This window comes from Psychrobacillus sp. FSL H8-0483 (assembly GCF_038637725.1).
Taxonomy (GTDB): domain Bacteria; phylum Bacillota; class Bacilli; order Bacillales_A; family Planococcaceae; genus Psychrobacillus.
In genome coordinates this window covers 2,524,495-2,541,999 of the sequence record NZ_CP152052.1, presented here as the reverse complement: position 1 = coordinate 2,541,999, position 17,505 = coordinate 2,524,495, and the positions used below count along the sequence as shown (strand labels likewise).

Here is a 17,505-nt window from a genome sequence, read left to right as displayed (position 1 = left end):
TTTATTATTAAATTTTTGGGAAAATTAAGCATTGTACAAAATGTAAAACAAATGGAATACCACTTTTTACATAAAGGTAAGATTAAGGAGAGGAAGATCATTCAGTTGCCACTAACATCAATTCGAGTGCTAATCGTTTTTCTGGTTTCATAAAATCATGACCAAGCAGTTGTTCGATTTTTTCCAAGCGATGGTACAATGTTTGTCTAACGATAAAGAGACGTTCAGAAGTTTCTTTTTTAAGCCCATTTGTTTGCAAATACACTTTTAAAGTTTCGACTAAATTGCTGTTATGTTTTTGATCATATTTGATGAGTGGATCGATATATTCTGCCACCATCTCCATAATGGCAGGGTTTTTTTGTAATTGAAAAATTAAATGATAGAGGTGTAAATCTTCGTAGAAATACGAAAGATCTTGCGATTTCCATCGGATTTGCAAAGTGTCTTTGGCTGTAGTGAAGCTATTTTTAACATTTTGTAAATTAGTAACGTATTTGCCAACTGCGAGTGAAATTTTGAGCTTAGCATATTTTTTATTATTATCGTGTATCCGTTCAATGGCTTGTTCGATACGATGCTTATATGGCTCTCGCTCACGTAGATTCGCTAAAATGAAGATAAGTTGGTGATTTTTTTCTACTATAAAAGGAAAAAAACCAAACTTCTCAAACACATTTCGTGTAAATAACTTATAGTACGTTAAATCACTATTTTTGCTTTTTTGGATATGATGGATCATGACAATCCAATGATTCGTAGTGGTAGTTGCATGATGCTCTTGTATGAAATGCGTCAACTCTTCAATATTGGATACACCATTCAACCATTTCTCTAAAATATCACGATCCTCTAAACCTTTTTTCTCTTCTATATATAAATCTCGCAATAAATATTGAGATAGTGCAATAACAGTACGATCCAAAATAAGGGCATCGTATTCATTGATGACACGCAGCGGAGAAAACAAACAAACCTCACCGTAGCGTTGATTGAGGATATTGACATCACAACTGATTAAATGTTTTTCTTTATATTCGACGTTCGATTGCTTTTGCATCATTTCATACTTGTCTTGATGAATATTTGGGATGAAAATCGATCTTTGTCCGTTGAAAGTAAAGATGACCTGCAAGCCTAGATGTTTATATAAATGCATTAAAATTTGCTCGTAGTTGTTGGCAGTGAGTGTGTATTTATTAATAAGTTGTGCATAATCTTCGAGGTTTTTAACGATTTCATATTGTTGATTGATGAGAGTGCTGTGTATTTCTTGTGTGATTTCGACAAAAGCGACTTCCTCTTGAAAAATGATGAGAGGGAAATGATAGTCTGTAGCCAATTGCTGTACTAAATCAGGGATAGTTTGAATGGAGCTACCCAGCTCTATGCATAATCCAGAAGCTTTTGATGCAATTAATTGGTGAATAAATTGTTTAAAGTCATCAACATTGTTTTTTAAATGAATACCGGTCGTTAATATTAATTCATTGCCTTTTAAAAGCTTCGTAGCATCCATATTTTCGACGATATGTACCCATTTGATGATATTTTGTTGTCCATTTGCACCTGCAATCAGCTTAGCGCTACTGAATAACTTTTTCGTAAGTACATCTGCTACCGTGAGTGAAAAACCATTCATACTTTCCTCCTCCTAGAATTCTATGTGGATCGCTTCGCGCTCTGGCGTTCGCTTTCCGCGGGCGAAGCGCTGAGCCTCCTCGTCGCTACGCTCCTGCGGGGTCTCATCACTCCGCTTTCCCGCAGGAGTCTCACGCCGCCGCGCTAAATCCTTTCATAGTAAAGGAATGCATATGCAAAAATTTACTATAAAAAAATTCTAATTTAGAGTTTTTCAGTGCCCTCTCTCTGATCCCCTAGAAGTTGCCGCCTTCTACTCCAATCAACTAGACTCTTAATTTAAATTAAGTTTTATTACTTTACGAGATGGTTAAAGGAGGTGAGTTATATAATTTTGTAATAGATAGATTGTAGTTTTATCAGGCGTGTTGATTAGATACACTGTAGGTGATGAGAATCGAGAAAAAATCGTTTTTTTATTAATTTCCCCTTGAAAATAGTATTCACTAAGTTGATGGGAACGAAGGACTGTGTGACTCCAGCGGGAATAGCGCGAGCCGAAGACCCCACAGGCTTTCGCTAGCAAGTCATGGAGGCTGAGGCCGTGCCCGCAGGAAAGCGCGCAGTCCGAAGTGGACATCAACGATTTTCAAAGGTTAATCAACACACTTGTTGTTTAATATGATTCTGTAAGGATTTTTAGAATAACATATTTTAATTGAATTTTCTGATTTATTAGGTAGTGAAAATTCAAACTTCAATTATTGATGCGTTAATACATCCTCTATTAAAAAGGCCATGTAAAGATTTGTTTTTGTAAAGGGGTTACTTAGGTCCATATCTAATAGCATTTCTATTTTTTTGATTTTATAAAGGACCGTGTTGCGGTGGATAAATTGTCGTTCGCTAATTTTACTCGTGCTGCCGTTTTCTTCGAGAAAAATACGTAAAAACGATAAATAATCCGTGTTATGCAATTCATCATATCGATGGAGTTGTCCAAGTATATCTTGGCTGAATGATTCGATCAATGTCCGATTTTGCACACCCATAATAATTTTATATGCACCAATTTCTTTGTATTTGTATAAGAAGCGGTTGTTATGCAGTTGCGCTAATTGAATGACAGTGAGCGATTCATCGTAACTTTTTCGGATGTTTTCATAGTCCTTGTGAAAATTACCCTTGCCAATAATTACATTTAAGCTGCTATTTTTCTGTGTGATTTTTTCGTAAATTTCTTCAACTGTTTTTGAGAAGGGGATATTTGGTGTTTGTGCTCGGTCGATTAGGAAGATGAGGTGATTTTTATACTTTAATCTTAAAAAGCGTTTATATCTGTTTTGGAATGCGAATTGAATCATAACCTCATAGCGGTCAATCCTGCTTTGTGCATCTGTTGTTGTGCAAGTGATGATGGCTAATTCAGAGCCTGGTGGGAATCCGAGTTGTGTTAAGTTTTGTTTAATAGATTCAGCGTGTTGTTTGTAGTGAAACAGTAAGTTGTAAAGCACCTTATCTTCAGTAGATTGTTCTTGCTGGTGAGTGGCGATAAATTGAAATGTTGTTTTTAGAAGATCGGCGACACGACGATCCCAAGGCATTTGAAAAATTGGAAAGTCATGCTCATTTGCAAATTTAATGACCGATTCAGGAATGTCAGGAATGTAAGGCCCTGTATTAACGATAAAACCTGCTACTTTTTTTGTGTACGCTAGTTTAACTAGTTGTTCTAAGGATGAATTTTGGTGTGAAAAATTAATGCCTGTTGTCACGACTAATTCATTAGGTCGGCAAAACATGATTAAATCAATGCTTTCTACTACGTTAATACCTGTAACTTTTCGATACATACCACTTTGTCCAGCTACTAATGTCAGCATAGGGAATAGAGCCCCCTCTACGATTTTGCGAATCGTCCCCATAACAACCCTCCCTTATTATGCAAATAATTTACCATAAATAATGTGCACTTGCACATTTTTTTTTAGTTTCCTATCCATATCTTGTAAATCTTTTCTATTTTAGAATTTTAATAATAAACACCTTTTTAGTAATTGTGAAAGAGAGGACTGGCATATGTATAAATGTAATAGTAGTCGTTTGCAAGAGTCAATTGAGCAATTTAGTCAATTTGGAGCTACCGCAAATGGTGGTGTAACGCGTTTGTCTCTTTCGAAAGAAGATATATTAGCGAGAGACTATTTTTGTGAAGTATGTAAAGAGTTAGGCATGGAGATTAAAGTAGACGACATGGCGAATATCTATGCGATTCTACCAGGAAAAAAAGATTGCCCACCAATTGTAATGGGATCACATTTAGATTCTGTTGAAAAAGGTGGGAGGTTTGATGGCGTCTTAGGTGTTTTAACCGCAATAGAGGCTGTAAGAACGATTAAGGAAAATGACATTGAACTAGACATCCCATTAATGATTGTGAATTTTACGAATGAAGAAGGTGCTCGTTTTGACCCCGCGATGATGAGTTCTGGTGTAGTTGCTTCAAAATTTAGTAAAGACAAAATGATACAGTCTACTGATAAAAATGGCATCACTTTTAATGAGGCGCTTCAAGCTAGTGGTTATGTGGGGGAGAAAGAAAACCGTTTAACAGAAGCCCTCGCATACATTGAACTGCATATTGAACAAGGACCAGTATTAGAAGCGAAGCAACAAGAAATTGGTGTTGTCGAAGGCGTTTTAGGAATGGTTTGTTATGAAATTACGGTTACAGGTGAGTCAGACCACGCTGGAACAACGCCGATGTCGATGCGTAAAGATCCGTTGATTGTAGCGTCTCGCATCATTTCGTATTTACATGAGCATCTTGGGAAAATCGACGAACAACTTGTTTATACATTTGGACGTATGAATGTTTCGCCTAATATTCATACAGTAATTCCAAACAAAGTTGCACTTACCATTGATTCTCGTCATCAAGATCCAGAAGTAATGCGAAAAGTAGAAGAAATTCTAAAAAGCTTACCGTCAGAGGAAAATGGTTGCTTCGTCCATACAGTCAAGTTATGGGGACGTGATACTGTGTTTTTTGATGTATCTATTTGCAATGAAATAGAAAAATCTTGTCAGGACTTTGGCTACTCAAGCCACCGAATGTTCAGCGGGGCCGGTCATGATGCGCAGTATATCGCGAGTTTTATCCCTTCTGCAATGATATTTGTCCCGAGTATTAAAGGGAAAAGTCATTGCGAGGAAGAGGTGACGACATTTGAGGACTGTGCGAAAGGTGCAGATGTTTTACTTGAAACCGTGCTGACGCTGCAAACAAAGTTCGTAATGGGAGAGACATTTACTTTACATTAAATTTTTTAACAGGTGACTTCTTACTTTAATAGTAAAGTTGAAAATTGATTAATCAACACCCCAGTTTTTTTATGATTAAATTTATCAAGTGAAGGGTGAGGGGTATAGTGAAAAAAATTATTACAGGTGGACTAGTTGCTACGGCTTCAGATGTGTATGAGGCAGATATTTTAATAGAAAATGGAAAAATTGTTCAAATTGGCAAGGATTTATCAGCCGAAGGAGCAGAAATTATTGATGCAACGGGCAAGTACGTCATGCCAGGAGGAATTGATCCCCACACGCATTTAGATATGCCATTTAACAACACAGTGACAGATGATGATTGGAAGTCTGGCACGATTGCAGCTGCATTTGGTGGTACGACGACTATTTTAGACTTTTGCTTATCTGCAGGTGAAGAGAAGCTTTCAGCAGCGGTGGAAAAATGGCATGAAAAAGCAAAGGGCAACTCGGCTATTGACTATGGTTTCCATTTAATGATTGGTGATTTAACGCCTGAGACAGAGGCGGAATTACCGTTATTACTAGAGCAAGAAGGCATAACGTCCGTGAAGGTATTCATGGCTTACGCGAAAGAATTCCAAGCGACAGACCGCACGCTTTTCAAAGCATTTAAAATTGCGAAAGACTTAGGTGCTGTCGTGATGGTGCACTGTGAAAATGGCTCAGTCATCGATGAACTAGTAGAGGAAGCGAAACGTGCTGGTCATACAGAGCCGATTTATCATGCACTGACTCGTCCGGCAGAATTAGAAGGCGAAGCGACAAAACGAGCTATTGAATTAGCACATATCGCAGGTGCCAAACTTTATGTTGTCCATGTTACTTGTAAAGAAGCAGTCGATGAAATTATTGCAGCGCGTGAGAAGGGGTATGAGGTATACGGGGAAACATGTCCACCATATTTAACGCTCGATCAATCTGCTTTAGCACAGCCAGGCTTTGAAGGTGCTAAATATGTTTGGTCACCACCACTTCGTCCTAAGTACCATCAAGAGCATTTATGGAATGCCTTAAAAGCGAAGCAACTGCAAACAATTGGCTCAGATCAATGTTCATTTAGCTTTAATGGGAAGAAGCAATTAGGTATAAATGATTTCTCTAAAATCCCAAATGGTGGACCATTTATTGAAGACCGCTTTGGTATTTTATATTCAGAAGGCGTAGCAAAAGGGAAAATTTCAATCAATGAATTCGTCGATATGATTTCAACAAGTGCTGCAAAGATTTTCGGTTTATACCCACAAAAAGGAACGATTGCAATTGGTTCTGATGCAGATATCGTGATTTTCGATCCTTCGGTAAAACGTGAAATTTCAGCGAACACACATCACATGAATGTCGATTATAACGCTTATGAAGGCTGGGAAGTGACAGGGGAGCCGGTCAGCGTACTATTGCGCGGCGAGTATGTCATTAAGAATAAAGAGTTCGTAGGGGTATTAGGCAGTGGACAATATATAAAACGCGTACTAAAACCAACTGTTACAGATACGATTAAGGTTTAACTAGAAATAAACACATGAGGGGGATGTGGAAATGGATTCAATGACTTCGCAGCTTCAACGAAATTTTGTTGAATTGACAAATAGGATGACAAAAAATGAAGCGCTAGAAGAGGCAAATCGCTGCCTCTATTGCTACGATGCACCTTGTATTAAAGCCTGTCCAACGAGTATTCAAATCCCAAATTTCATAAAAAAAATTGCATCTGGTAATATGAAAGGCTCAGCTACGACTATATTAGAAGCAAACCCGATAGGCGCAAGCTGTGCGAGAGTTTGTCCGACAGAGGAGTTGTGTGAAGGGGCATGTGTGTTAAACGCTTCCACAAAACCAATTAAAATAGGTCACTTGCAACGTTACGCAACTGATTGGGCGATGGAATCGGATGCCCAGCTATTTAATAAAGGCCAAAGCAATGGACAAAAAGTAGCGATTATTGGCGCTGGTCCTGCCGGGTTATCAGCAGCACGTGAGCTTAGTCGTTTTGGATTCAGTGTCACAATCTATGAAGCTGAATCGAAAGCAGGTGGTCTAGGAAGCTATGGTATCGTGTCATTCCGTTTGCCGAACGAAGTAGTGGATTGGGAAGTTGAGCAAATTGCAAAGCTTGGCGTAGACATTAAAACGAATACAACAGTAGGCATTGATATTTCTGCCGAGGCAATTTTAGAGCAATACGACAGCGTTATTTTGGCGGTTGGCATGGGGGCAGTGCCGAATCTTAGAATTGAAGGGGAGGAACTAGCTGGGGTCCATGATGCAATCGAGTTTGTAAAGCAAACAAAAATGGGAGCGCTTACAAAAAACTTGGTCGGAAAGCGCGTTGCTGTTATCGGTGCTGGGAATACAGCAATCGATGGTGCTACATGCGCTGTTCGACTAGGTGCTGAAAATGTGAAAATTCTTTATAGAAGAACACAAAAAGAAATGACAGCGTACAAATTCGAATATGAATTTGCCAAGCAAGATGGTGTGGAGTTTAATTGGCTGACAGCTCCCCAAAAAATTATCGGTGACGAAGCAGGCCAAGTCGTAGGAATTGAATGCGTCAAAATGAAACTCGGGGAGGTGGGTGCAGACGGCAGACAAAGACCTGAAGTGGTTGATGGATCCAATTTTATCATTAAAGTAGATGCAGTGATTAAAGCCATTGGTCAAACACGCTTTGTATCATTAATTGAAGCGTTTGGCTTAAAGCATACTGACGGTGTAGTTGATATTGATGAAACGACAATGCAAACCTCGAATAAGAAAGTTTTTGCATGTGGAGATGTCGTATTCGGCAACGGTCAAGGAGAAGCGATGGTTGTAACAGCGGCACAGCAAGGGAAAGACGTAGCACAAATGATTCATAATCGATTGAAAAAACCTAGTGAACTTGCGTAGGGGGGACAGGGCATGGCAGACTTACGAATTGACTTAGCAGGCATTAAATCACCAAATCCATTTTGGCTAGCATCAGCACCACCGACTAATTCAGGTTATCAAGTACAACGTGCATTTGAAGCGGGATGGGGTGGAGCTGTATGGAAAACATTGGGTGAACCGATTTTAAATGTTTCTTCACGTTTTGCGGCGGTGAGTTATAACGGGCAGCGAGTAGCAGGCTTTAATAATATTGAACTAATTACGGATCGTCCGTTAGAGGTCAATTTACAAGAAATTTATGAAACGAAAAAAAGATTTCCAAACCATGCCATTATCGTTTCTTTGATGGTTGAGCCAAAGCAGGAAAAGTGGCATGAGATTGTAAAAAAAGTAGAAGATGTGGGGGTTGATGGTCTTGAGCTTAACTTTGGTTGTCCACATGGGATGGCAGAACGAGGAATGGGTTCTGCCTCTGGTCAAGTCCCTGAATTGGTTGAAAAGCAAACGTACTGGGTGAAAGAAGTTGCACGCACGCCAGTAATTGTAAAGCTAACGCCGAATATAACAGACATTACGGTAACAGCAGAAGCAGCAACACGAGGTGGAGCAGATGCCATCAGTATGATTAATACGATTAACAGCTTAGCAGGGGTGGATTTGGATACATGGAATACGGTTCCGCACGTTGGTGGTAAAGGTGCTCATGGTGGTTATTGTGGCCCAGCTGTCAAACCAATCGCGCTCAATATGGTAGCAGAGTGTGCACGTAATCCATCCATCAATGTGCCAATATCAGGCATCGGAGGTATTTCAAACTGGCAAGACGCTGCGGAGTTTATGTTGATGGGTGCAACCGGCGTGCAGGTTTGTACAGCAGCGATGCACCATGGATTCAGTATTGTAGAGGACATGATTGATGGACTTAATAACTATTTAGATGATAAAGGCATTGCATCTGTGATGGATTTAGTCGGCAGGACGGTACCACGTTATTCTGACTGGGGTAACTTAGACTTAAACTACAAAATTGTCGCTGAAATTAATAATGATGTTTGCATTAACTGTAATAAGTGTCATATCGCTTGTGAAGATACGTCACATCAATGTATAGATCTGTATACAGAGAGTGGTCGTCCGATGCTAAAGGTTCGTGAACAAGATTGTGTAGGGTGTAATTTATGCTCAATTGTGTGCCCTGTAGATGGCGCGATTACAATGGTTGAAAGAAAATCAGCTATTGCACCCATGACTTGGAATGAACGCCAATCACTGATAAGCAATCTTGCTAAGTAAAAGAAAAGCGCTCAATGATTTGATGAGTAACTGAAATTCAACTTTATTCAGTAGATGTCATGATGTCAACTGTATGGAGAGAAGGCTTAAGTGGATGTCACGGAAAATGAAAAATAAAAAGGAGAGACATGTATGGGAAATAACGGGAATTATTTAAAATCCCCAGATTTACTTCCTGTGACACATCAACAAAGAAACATCGGAGCATTTGGTTTTGCGGTAATTTGGATAGGGATGGCGATTGTATTAGCTGCATTTGCAATTGGCGGGTCGGCTATTATGAGTCTACCATTGCCCATGGTTATTTTAGCCACGTTAATCGGTTCTTGTTTAATCGGCGTGTTTATGACGTTAATTGGGGATATTGGCATCGAGCACGGCTTATCGTTCCCAGTATATATGCGCGCTCCATTCGGTATATTTGGAACGCATATCCCGTCACTTGTTCGTGGCGTAACGGCAGCATGTTGGTTCGGGCTTAACACCTATTTTGGCGCAATGGCGATTAACGGCATTTTAAATTTACTATTCGGATTTAATAATTGGTTTTTATGCTTCCTTGTCTTTGCCGCTTTACAGTTATTTAATACATCATTAGGCATAAAGTCGATTGAAAGATTTGCAGATTTAGCAGCGCCAATAATTATTTTAATTTCGTGCTGGATGTATATTACGCTTGCAGATAATGCAACGTCACAAGGAAAAGAAATTTGGACTTGGGTAGAATCACCGACAACAGGTGTAGCGGCCTTTACAGCATTCATGGTAGTGATCATGGCAAACATGGGATTCTGGGCTACGTTAGCGGCCGACATGCCATCACTATCACGTTTCTTTAAAGCGCCAAAAAATGAGCGCAACTGGTTTAAACGCAATAAAACACAGCTAGTTGGTTCTATTATCGTAATGCCCATTACGAATACTTTTATGGTGACAATTGGTGCAGTTTGTTATATGGCCGTGTCATCTGCTGATCCGATCAACGCATTACAACAAAGTGCAAGTGGCATTGTATTAGGAATTTTATTGTTGATGATTGTGTTAGCACAGTGGTCTACAAATACTTCAGCAAACGTCATTCCCGCGGCAACCATTTTCTCGAACATCGGTGGACCAAAAGTGCCGTTTTGGGTTGGTGTTGTTATTGCAGGAATTATTGGCGTTATAGCACAGCCATGGAGCTTGTTTGACGTCTTAGTAAATGCACTGTTAATCATTGGCGGTATATTAACTGCAATTGTAGGTATTTTATTTGCTGATTATTATTTAATCCGTAAACGCCGCGTGAATGTAAAAGATCTTTACGAGCTAGATGGGCAATTTAAATACATGCATGGCTTTAACTTTGCAGGTTTAATCGCTTGGGTTGTCGGAGGTGCAATAGCTAATATGTTCCCGACTTATTCTTCATTAATTGGTTTCTTCGTGGGGGCGCTCGTATACTTTGTGTTAGCGAAATATTGGTGGTTCAAAAAGTACCCTCAAGCTGAACTAATTGATCCGAGTGATGAAAAGTATTTAGGCATTACAGCTGGTCATAATTTGGATTGAATTTTTGGTCAAAAACCCGTACTCGTGCCTCCAATTGTAACAGCAGAAGTGGACCCACTATTTGAAATAAAAGACGAGGAATGAAGCAAAAAAGCGAGGTGATTGTATGTCGGATTACTTACAAAGTATAAGTGAAATAAAAAAAGTAGATGATTATTTAGACAGTGGCTTTAAAATTCAATACGCATATGAAAATTTAAGTGGTATGTTTGTAGAGTTTACAAGTCAGGAGGAAGTTGTTCATTTGCAGATTCTTACAGCAGATGCGCGTAAATATTTTTCGGCAAAGCTACAAGAACAAATTTTCTTGCAATGAATGACAGAAATAAAGGTGAAGAAAAGCAATTTGCTTTTCTTCACTATTTTTATGTTACTAGGTGCTTTTATCGTTAAAGCACCGTCAACCAATACATATGGAGGTAAGTTGCTGAGTTTACATGGAGGAATTAATAATCTATAGGAAAGGGCTATATGAGTATATACAAAACACAATCTGGAAGAGAAATGTCTTTAAAGCTTTATGATACTCAATTGAAGAAATTGGATTATTCATATAAGGATGTTTACGTGCATACTCGTTTTGGAAGAACACATATCATTGAAACTGCCAATCTATCGGGTGAACCATTGCTAGTATTTCATGGCGGAAATAGTACGTCTGCCTATAATTTACTAATGTATAGATTCCTGCTTAAGAATTTTCACATCTATGCGGTTGATATTATTGGCCACCCTGGAAAAAGTGATGAAGTGAGTCTCTCTCCTAGAAATTATGATTATGGGAAGTTGGCAAATGACGTTATTACAGGACTTGGATTTGATAAAATAGCTTGTTTTGGGGTTTCGTTTGGAGGCGGAGTTTTGGCAAAACTGATGTGTACGGCACCGGAAAAAATAAAAAAATCCGTATTAATTGTGCCATCAGGTATTAATAACGCCTTTCCAATCAGTACTGTAAAAATGATGATTCCTCTACTCAAATATAAACTAACAAAGAAAGAAAAATATATAAAAGAAACAGCTTCATTTATAGCTATTAACGAAGAAATTCTTGATAAAGATACTTTGGATATGGTGAAAGATAGCTTTGATTATGTAAAAACAAAAGTAGGGATGCCATCCAATGTGAGTGAACAATTAATGCAACAGTGTAAAGCTCCGACACTTATTATGGCAGGAGAAAAAGATTGTTTATTTCCAGCGAAAAAAGTAATACCAAGAGCAAAAAGAATCATACCAAATAGAACGACTCATATGCTAAAAGGGTGCGGACACATTCATATGATGCCAAAGCGTGAAAAGAAAATGATCGTTGATTTCTTAAATGTTTAGTAACTTATAAAGTTATAGAACGGAGTGCGATTGTTCAATTAGAGCAGTCGCTTCTTATGCTAACGAAGCAGTTTAGTTGAATAAGGATGTAATTTAAATTTGTTAATATGTGGTAGAATGGTGATTATTAAATGATAGGAAGGAACAATTTAGAGTGAAAATAGAGTGCACACGATTTCGAGTGAAACAAGGTAAAACAGAAAAAGTAAATGAATGGTTAGGCTTCTTAAATGAACATATGGAAGATGTATTAGTAACTCTTGAAGGCGAGAAAATGTACGTAGAAACCATTTTCCGAGAAGTTTTAAATGGAGAAGAATATTTATATTGGTATTCTGTTCAAGGTACAGGTGGAAATGAGGTTGATGAATCCGAACATTGGATTGATAAACAACACCTTGCATATTGGAGTGAATGTATTGATGACACATATAAACCAGTTGATTTACAAACTGAAGTAGTGATGATTCTTGATAAAGTTCGAGATTCTATGAAGTAAGATATTAAAGTAATATGGTTTTACTTTAAAAGCAATGAGCTGTTTTAGACAGCTCATTTTTATTAAACTAACGCAGCAGTTTAGTTTAAATCGGATAATTCACTTAATATTGGAAATTCCATTCATGTCAAACGTAAAGTAAAGGGACTATGTCAGTTCAATGAGATACATATAAAAAAATAATTATTAAAGGGGGAAATAAAACGGGGATTTATATGGTAATATTACCAATGATTAGTATACTAATAGGTTTGTATTTAGTATGTCTGGGACTATGGGAATTAAGAGTTGGTTTAGATAGAAAAAGATTTATAACCTTCTCGTTTACTGGGCTATTTTTGATCTTTATATTACCCGTTATCTTTGGGTTTCAATTGATTATTAATAACTTTCAATAAAAATTTTTCCGCTTATTGAACCAAGGAAAGTATTAGAAAAGATCAATGATCTGCATAGACGGCTCTTTATCCTTATTCAACTAACGCAGCAGTTTAGTTCAATAACCATAAATGAAACTTTAATTGGAAATTAACGAATTTTATGAAAAAGGGGAATACTTGTGAGATTAAAATACTTTTTCTTTTCTTTAATAGCTATTGCTTTTTTATCGGGTTGCTCCAACGATTCATCAGCTATTATTAACAATTCATCAGCAGAATGGGCTTTTAAATTTGTCGTTTGGGATGGTTATATTTATCGATTAAGTGATGAATATGTAGAAGATGTAGTTGAAGAAATCGGTGAAGTAACAAACCATTCAGTTATAGAGGACACGTACTCTGGAAACTTCTCGAATGTGTATGAAAAAGGTACAAAATATTGCGCTATGCAAGGAATAAGCACAGAAGAAGCAATTGCTATTGAAGAAGAAGAAGGTAAGTATAGAAAAGCGATTAGGGATGAAAAGTATGGAGAAAAATAACTATTATTTTTTACTAACGAGTGCTTTTGTGAAAGATCATTGAGTTGTTACTTCAGTACATTAATACCTTTTTCATCCTCAAGTAATGGGCAGGTTAGTTGAACAAGGAATTCGATTTATTTTAATCGCTGGAATAAGAATATTGGAATACTTTGTTAAGCTTTTAAAAAAAGGATATAGAAAGGACTGATTTTTAAATGGATATTAGAAAACCTAATGATTCTGAACTTGAAAAGGTAATTTTACTTTCTCCACAAGCTTTATTTGATGGCACAATGGGTGAAGTAAAACCTTACGAAAAAATCAAACGTCTTATTGAACCATTACTGGAAAAGGGAAGCTATTATTTAATAGCAACAGAGAACGAAAAATTAATGGGCTGGATTCTTGTAGGTGCAGGTAAAGACCAATTTACTGACAAGATGAATGGATTTATTTATGAACTGTTTGTTATAGAAGAATTTAGAGGGAATGGAGTTTCTAAACAGTTAATGAGAACTGCATTTGACCATCTAAGACAGGATGGATATTCTGAAGTTCGACTTAGTGCGTTTGCAGGGAATCCAGCTATAAAACTTTACGAAAAAATGGGCTTTAACATAAGAACAGTTTCTATGAGTTTGCCTTTATAAATAATTGACCTCTTGTTCAACTACCAAGGAAGAACGTAATTTTTCTTCCATATTTTGTGGTAAAGCAGGGCTTCATGGTTGCCTAACGGGGCAGGTTAGTGGAATAAGAAAGAAATTTTAGTGTATTAAGGAAATTAATAGAAAAATATAGTATTATTAAATAGTCTAAAAATTTTTTCTATTATTTCTAGGCAATAGTGTTAGAGGAGGCGTTCATTATGACAAACATAAGAATTTTTACTATGAAAGACGACATGGGGATAACGCCTAATTAACAAATTGTAAAGCGTTTTCCCGAATTTGAAAGGGGAAAATTATGAGTACAAAGCATGTGAAAATTGTAGAATTAAATACGGAAAACTGGTACGACTGTTGTGAATTAGAGGTATCAACAGAACAACAAGAATACATGGAGCCAAATGCTAGATCCATAGCTCAGTCAAAGTTTGAACCTTCACTAAAGCCATATGCTATATATGCTGAAGAAAAAATAGTTGGATTTTTAATGTACAATTCTGTTCAAGAAGAACTTGATGGTTATTGGGTATATAGAATAATGGTAGATAAGGAATTCCAAGGTAAGGGTATAGGTAAAGCGGCAACTAAATTAATGATTTCAGAAATGGCAAAATTACCAAATGCAAATAAAATTATTGTAGGTTATCATCCAGAAAATTTGGGAGCACATAATCTATACTCAAGTTTGGGATTTATTGATAATGGTGATAGGTTTGGTAAGGAAATGGCTGTTATTAAATATATCGAGTGATAAACCATCGATAGAATTATAAGTAAGACAATACGGGGCTGTCCAATAAGCCCATAAATTGAAGTAGGTGTAGAAAAACGAGTCTTTTTCTACACCTTTTTTTTGTAGGCAATTGATTGTAGTGGAAGACGGCGACTCCAGCGGGAATAGTATGAGCTGAAGGCCCCGCAGGAGCGAAAGCGACGAGGAGACTGAAGCCATGCCCGCGGAAAGCGTCCGTCTGGATCGGAAATCAATACATTGGAAGAGGACCATTTTTGGGTCCTCTGCATTTTGTCTAATCCGGTGGTTCACTTCAAGAAGCAGAAAAGACTTTTTTGTTAGACACATTCTAACAATTGGAGGTACAGTTCACTTAGGTGGATCTTTTTTCTTATTTAACTAAAGAGGCGGTAAAGTGTAAGATGACATTTAAAAAGGGGGAGATATGGCTTTTGGAACATTATGAAGCGGTTGTTAGACCTGAGAATAAGCGATTTTACAAAAAAATGGTTAAAGGGCTCCATAATAATTGGTTTGTTATTTGTTGCACTGGTAGGATATGGGGTTTATTGGGCTTTCTTTGATATGAATAGGTTACCGACAGGAGAATATCTGAAAGAAGAGTTATCACCTGATGGAAAATACACTTTAAAAGCATATGTTACAAATGGGGGTGCTACAACTTCAAATTCTGTTCGTGGTGAATTAGTATTTAATGATGAAGATAATAAAACCAAAAATATCTATTGGAACTATCGGGAAGATACTGCAAATATTACATGGACCGACAATAACACAGTGGTAATTAACGGACACTCGTTAGATATACCAAATGATAAATTCGATTTTAGAAATCAATAATAATGCCTTTTGATAATAGATATCTTGGCATTTTAAATGAGCCCAATTCTATGTGAATTTGGGCTCTATTTGTACGTTTATTTTTGAAGTTGTCAATATACCAGAAGGATTTAATAAAAATAGTTGTCTGATTTTTCCAATTAAGGTACAATAATAGTAAGAATATTTAAAGTATATTTGGATAGGAGTAAATTATGGAACTAAAAACAAGACTAAGAGAAATAAAAGAACAACCAGCAAATGCAAGCTTATTAAATAACTTAGATGGGTTATTAGAGGAGATGCTACAGAATATTGGGTCAACGGATTCGGAGCTAAGGGATAAGCTTATTTATTCAACTTTTGTTCAACTAATAATAAGAGGAAACCATTTGAACATACAACAACTTCATAGAATGATCCAAGTCTGTTTAGATGATCAGCATCTTTTTTATAAAATTGGAGAAAAAAATACAGATTCTGTTTTTACACGATCCTTTTCATCACTAGTAATTGACCTCATTTTAGAAAAGGATATGGAACTAAATTTCTTAGAAAAACATATTGCAAAGGAAGCATATAAAAAAACGATTCTTTACTTACAAAAAGAAGAGGATACTCGAGGGTTTGTAGAAGGCAAGGGGTGGGCTCATAGTATTGCTCATGGAGCTGATCTATTAACTTCCACCATAAAGCATTATTCATTTGAACTTGCTAACATAAAAGAATGTTTAGATACTATTGCAAATTGCATATCAAAAGATACGGTTTTTATCGATGATGAGGATGAAAGGATAATTTTTGCAATAGAAGCGCTTATTCAGAAAGGTTTGGAAGAAGATCAATTAAACACTTGGATTGACTCTTTCCATCTATTTTTAGAGGATCATTATGATAATAATGGTTTTTCATTAGATTATTTCAAATATAAATCTAATATAATGAACTTTTTGAAGTCACTTTATTTCAGATTATCTTATCTTAATAACGAGCAAAGTTCGCTTCAAGTTATAGAGGAAAATTTACAAAAAATGCACAAACGTGTTTATACGAATTGATGAAAGTATGAAGTTCCTGTTTTTCTATGAGAATAATGATACAAGTAGGAACCTTTTTTACATACGGTGCAGGATTTTTGAAGAAAAATTTAGAAGTTATTTCTAATATACAAATCAGAGGTGTAGATCAATGAATCCTCCTATTTCTGCCAAGCAAATAGATGTTGATTGGGATGGCCATATTATAAAGTTAAAATGGCATCCCTTCAAAATCTTAGACAAAAGTGAAGTTGCTACAAGTGTGCATAGTTTTTGCTTTAACCAAGATAAGGTCTTGTTAGTTCACGTAAAAGATCGAGGATATAATATTCCAGGTGGTCACATAGATTATAATGAAACTCCTGAAGATGCTTTGCATAGGGAAGTTTATGAAGAAGGTTATGTAGCGGGGAACATAAAGTATCTTGGCGCCATCGAAGTCAATCACACAGACAATCCTTCCTTTGTTCAGGATGGACCATATCCACTAGTAGGTTATCAATTATTTTATAGAATGGATATTGAAGAGTGTTTCCCATTTCTGAGAGAGAACGAGACTACTTCTCGTATTTGGGTAGAACCCGAAGAAGTTCCATATGTGATAAGCGACCATGAACTAATTTTGATAATCTTAAAAGAAGCTTTAAAACTGAATAATATATAAATGACATATTAAAATAGCACTCTAAATCTGTGAAGAAGGTGTACTTTTTACGGTTTTGGTATGATGATCATCAGTCGATCTAACATCATTGACAACTGCTTTAAAAACTGTAGGTTAGTAATTATGATCGTTACAAATCTCAAACTGTGCATGGAGACATGCACAGTTTTTTAATAATACCAACACCGTTATATAGGAAAGA

16 protein-coding genes are annotated in these 17,505 nt (G+C 36.8%); 14 read left to right on the top strand and 2 right to left on the bottom strand.

Going from position 1 to position 17,505, the window contains the following annotated elements:
* Positions 1-97: 97 nt before the first annotated feature.
* Positions 98-1,642 carry a PucR family transcriptional regulator ligand-binding domain-containing protein gene (locus tag MHB48_RS12130; protein WP_342598320.1) on the bottom strand — a complete coding sequence of 515 codons (1,545 nt, stop codon included), beginning with the start codon at positions 1,640-1,642 and terminating at the stop codon, positions 98-100.
* A gap of 700 nt (positions 1,643-2,342) precedes the next feature.
* A complete protein-coding gene (locus tag MHB48_RS12125) occupies positions 2,343-3,506 on the bottom strand; it encodes a PucR family transcriptional regulator ligand-binding domain-containing protein (protein WP_342598319.1) in 1,164 nt (387 codons plus the stop codon).
* 154 nt (positions 3,507-3,660) lie between these two features.
* Here MHB48_RS12125 and MHB48_RS12120 point away from each other — a divergent pair, with 154 nt between their 5' ends.
* From MHB48_RS12120 to MHB48_RS12055, 14 genes are all read left to right on the top strand, one after another.
* Positions 3,661-4,905 carry a Zn-dependent hydrolase gene (locus tag MHB48_RS12120; RefSeq protein WP_342598318.1) on the top strand — a complete coding sequence of 415 codons (1,245 nt, stop codon included), beginning with the start codon at positions 3,661-3,663 and terminating at the stop codon, positions 4,903-4,905.
* Positions 4,906-5,012: 107 nt separating this feature from the next.
* On the top strand, positions 5,013-6,416 hold the full coding sequence (gene hydA / locus MHB48_RS12115; RefSeq protein ID WP_342598317.1) for a dihydropyrimidinase: 1,404 nt from the start codon (positions 5,013-5,015) through the stop codon (positions 6,414-6,416).
* 31 nt (positions 6,417-6,447) lie between these two features.
* Positions 6,448-7,800 carry an NAD(P)-dependent oxidoreductase gene (locus tag MHB48_RS12110; protein ID WP_342598316.1) on the top strand — a complete coding sequence of 451 codons (1,353 nt, stop codon included), beginning with the start codon at positions 6,448-6,450 and terminating at the stop codon, positions 7,798-7,800.
* Positions 7,801-7,812: 12 nt separating this feature from the next.
* Positions 7,813-9,075 carry an NAD-dependent dihydropyrimidine dehydrogenase subunit PreA gene (gene preA / locus MHB48_RS12105; protein ID WP_340921657.1) on the top strand — a complete coding sequence of 421 codons (1,263 nt, stop codon included), beginning with the start codon at positions 7,813-7,815 and terminating at the stop codon, positions 9,073-9,075.
* 132 nt (positions 9,076-9,207) lie between these two features.
* Positions 9,208-10,626, top strand: coding sequence for an NCS1 family transporter (locus MHB48_RS12100; protein ID WP_342598315.1), 1,419 nt, complete (start codon positions 9,208-9,210; stop codon positions 10,624-10,626).
* Between the two features lie 106 nt (positions 10,627-10,732).
* Complete coding sequence (locus MHB48_RS12095) at positions 10,733-10,942, top strand: hypothetical protein (RefSeq protein WP_342598314.1); 210 nt, start codon at positions 10,733-10,735, stop codon at positions 10,940-10,942.
* A gap of 188 nt (positions 10,943-11,130) precedes the next feature.
* Positions 11,131-11,958, top strand: coding sequence for an alpha/beta hydrolase (locus tag MHB48_RS12090; RefSeq protein ID WP_342598313.1), 828 nt, complete (start codon positions 11,131-11,133; stop codon positions 11,956-11,958).
* Positions 11,959-12,112: 154 nt separating this feature from the next.
* Positions 12,113-12,457, top strand: coding sequence for a DUF6176 family protein (locus tag MHB48_RS12085; protein WP_342598312.1), 345 nt, complete (start codon positions 12,113-12,115; stop codon positions 12,455-12,457).
* A gap of 559 nt (positions 12,458-13,016) precedes the next feature.
* Positions 13,017-13,379: a hypothetical protein gene (locus tag MHB48_RS12080; protein WP_342598311.1), complete on the top strand. Its 363-nt coding sequence runs from the start codon at positions 13,017-13,019 to the stop codon at positions 13,377-13,379.
* Between the two features lie 197 nt (positions 13,380-13,576).
* The gene (locus tag MHB48_RS12075) at positions 13,577-14,011 is read left to right on the top strand and encodes a GNAT family N-acetyltransferase (RefSeq protein WP_342598310.1); all 435 of its coding nucleotides are present in this window, start codon (positions 13,577-13,579) and stop codon (positions 14,009-14,011) included.
* 316 nt (positions 14,012-14,327) lie between these two features.
* The gene (locus tag MHB48_RS12070) at positions 14,328-14,780 is read left to right on the top strand and encodes a GNAT family N-acetyltransferase (protein WP_342598309.1); all 453 of its coding nucleotides are present in this window, start codon (positions 14,328-14,330) and stop codon (positions 14,778-14,780) included.
* 444 nt (positions 14,781-15,224) lie between these two features.
* Entirely contained in the window at positions 15,225-15,623 is a 399-nt protein-coding gene (locus tag MHB48_RS12065) for a DUF5412 domain-containing protein (RefSeq protein ID WP_342598308.1), read from the top strand.
* 194 nt (positions 15,624-15,817) lie between these two features.
* The gene (locus MHB48_RS12060; RefSeq protein WP_342598307.1) at positions 15,818-16,660 is read left to right on the top strand and encodes a DUF2785 domain-containing protein; all 843 of its coding nucleotides are present in this window, start codon (positions 15,818-15,820) and stop codon (positions 16,658-16,660) included.
* Between the two features lie 130 nt (positions 16,661-16,790).
* Entirely contained in the window at positions 16,791-17,303 is a 513-nt protein-coding gene (locus tag MHB48_RS12055; protein WP_342598306.1) for an NUDIX domain-containing protein, read from the top strand.
* Positions 17,304-17,505: the final 202 nt, after the last annotated feature.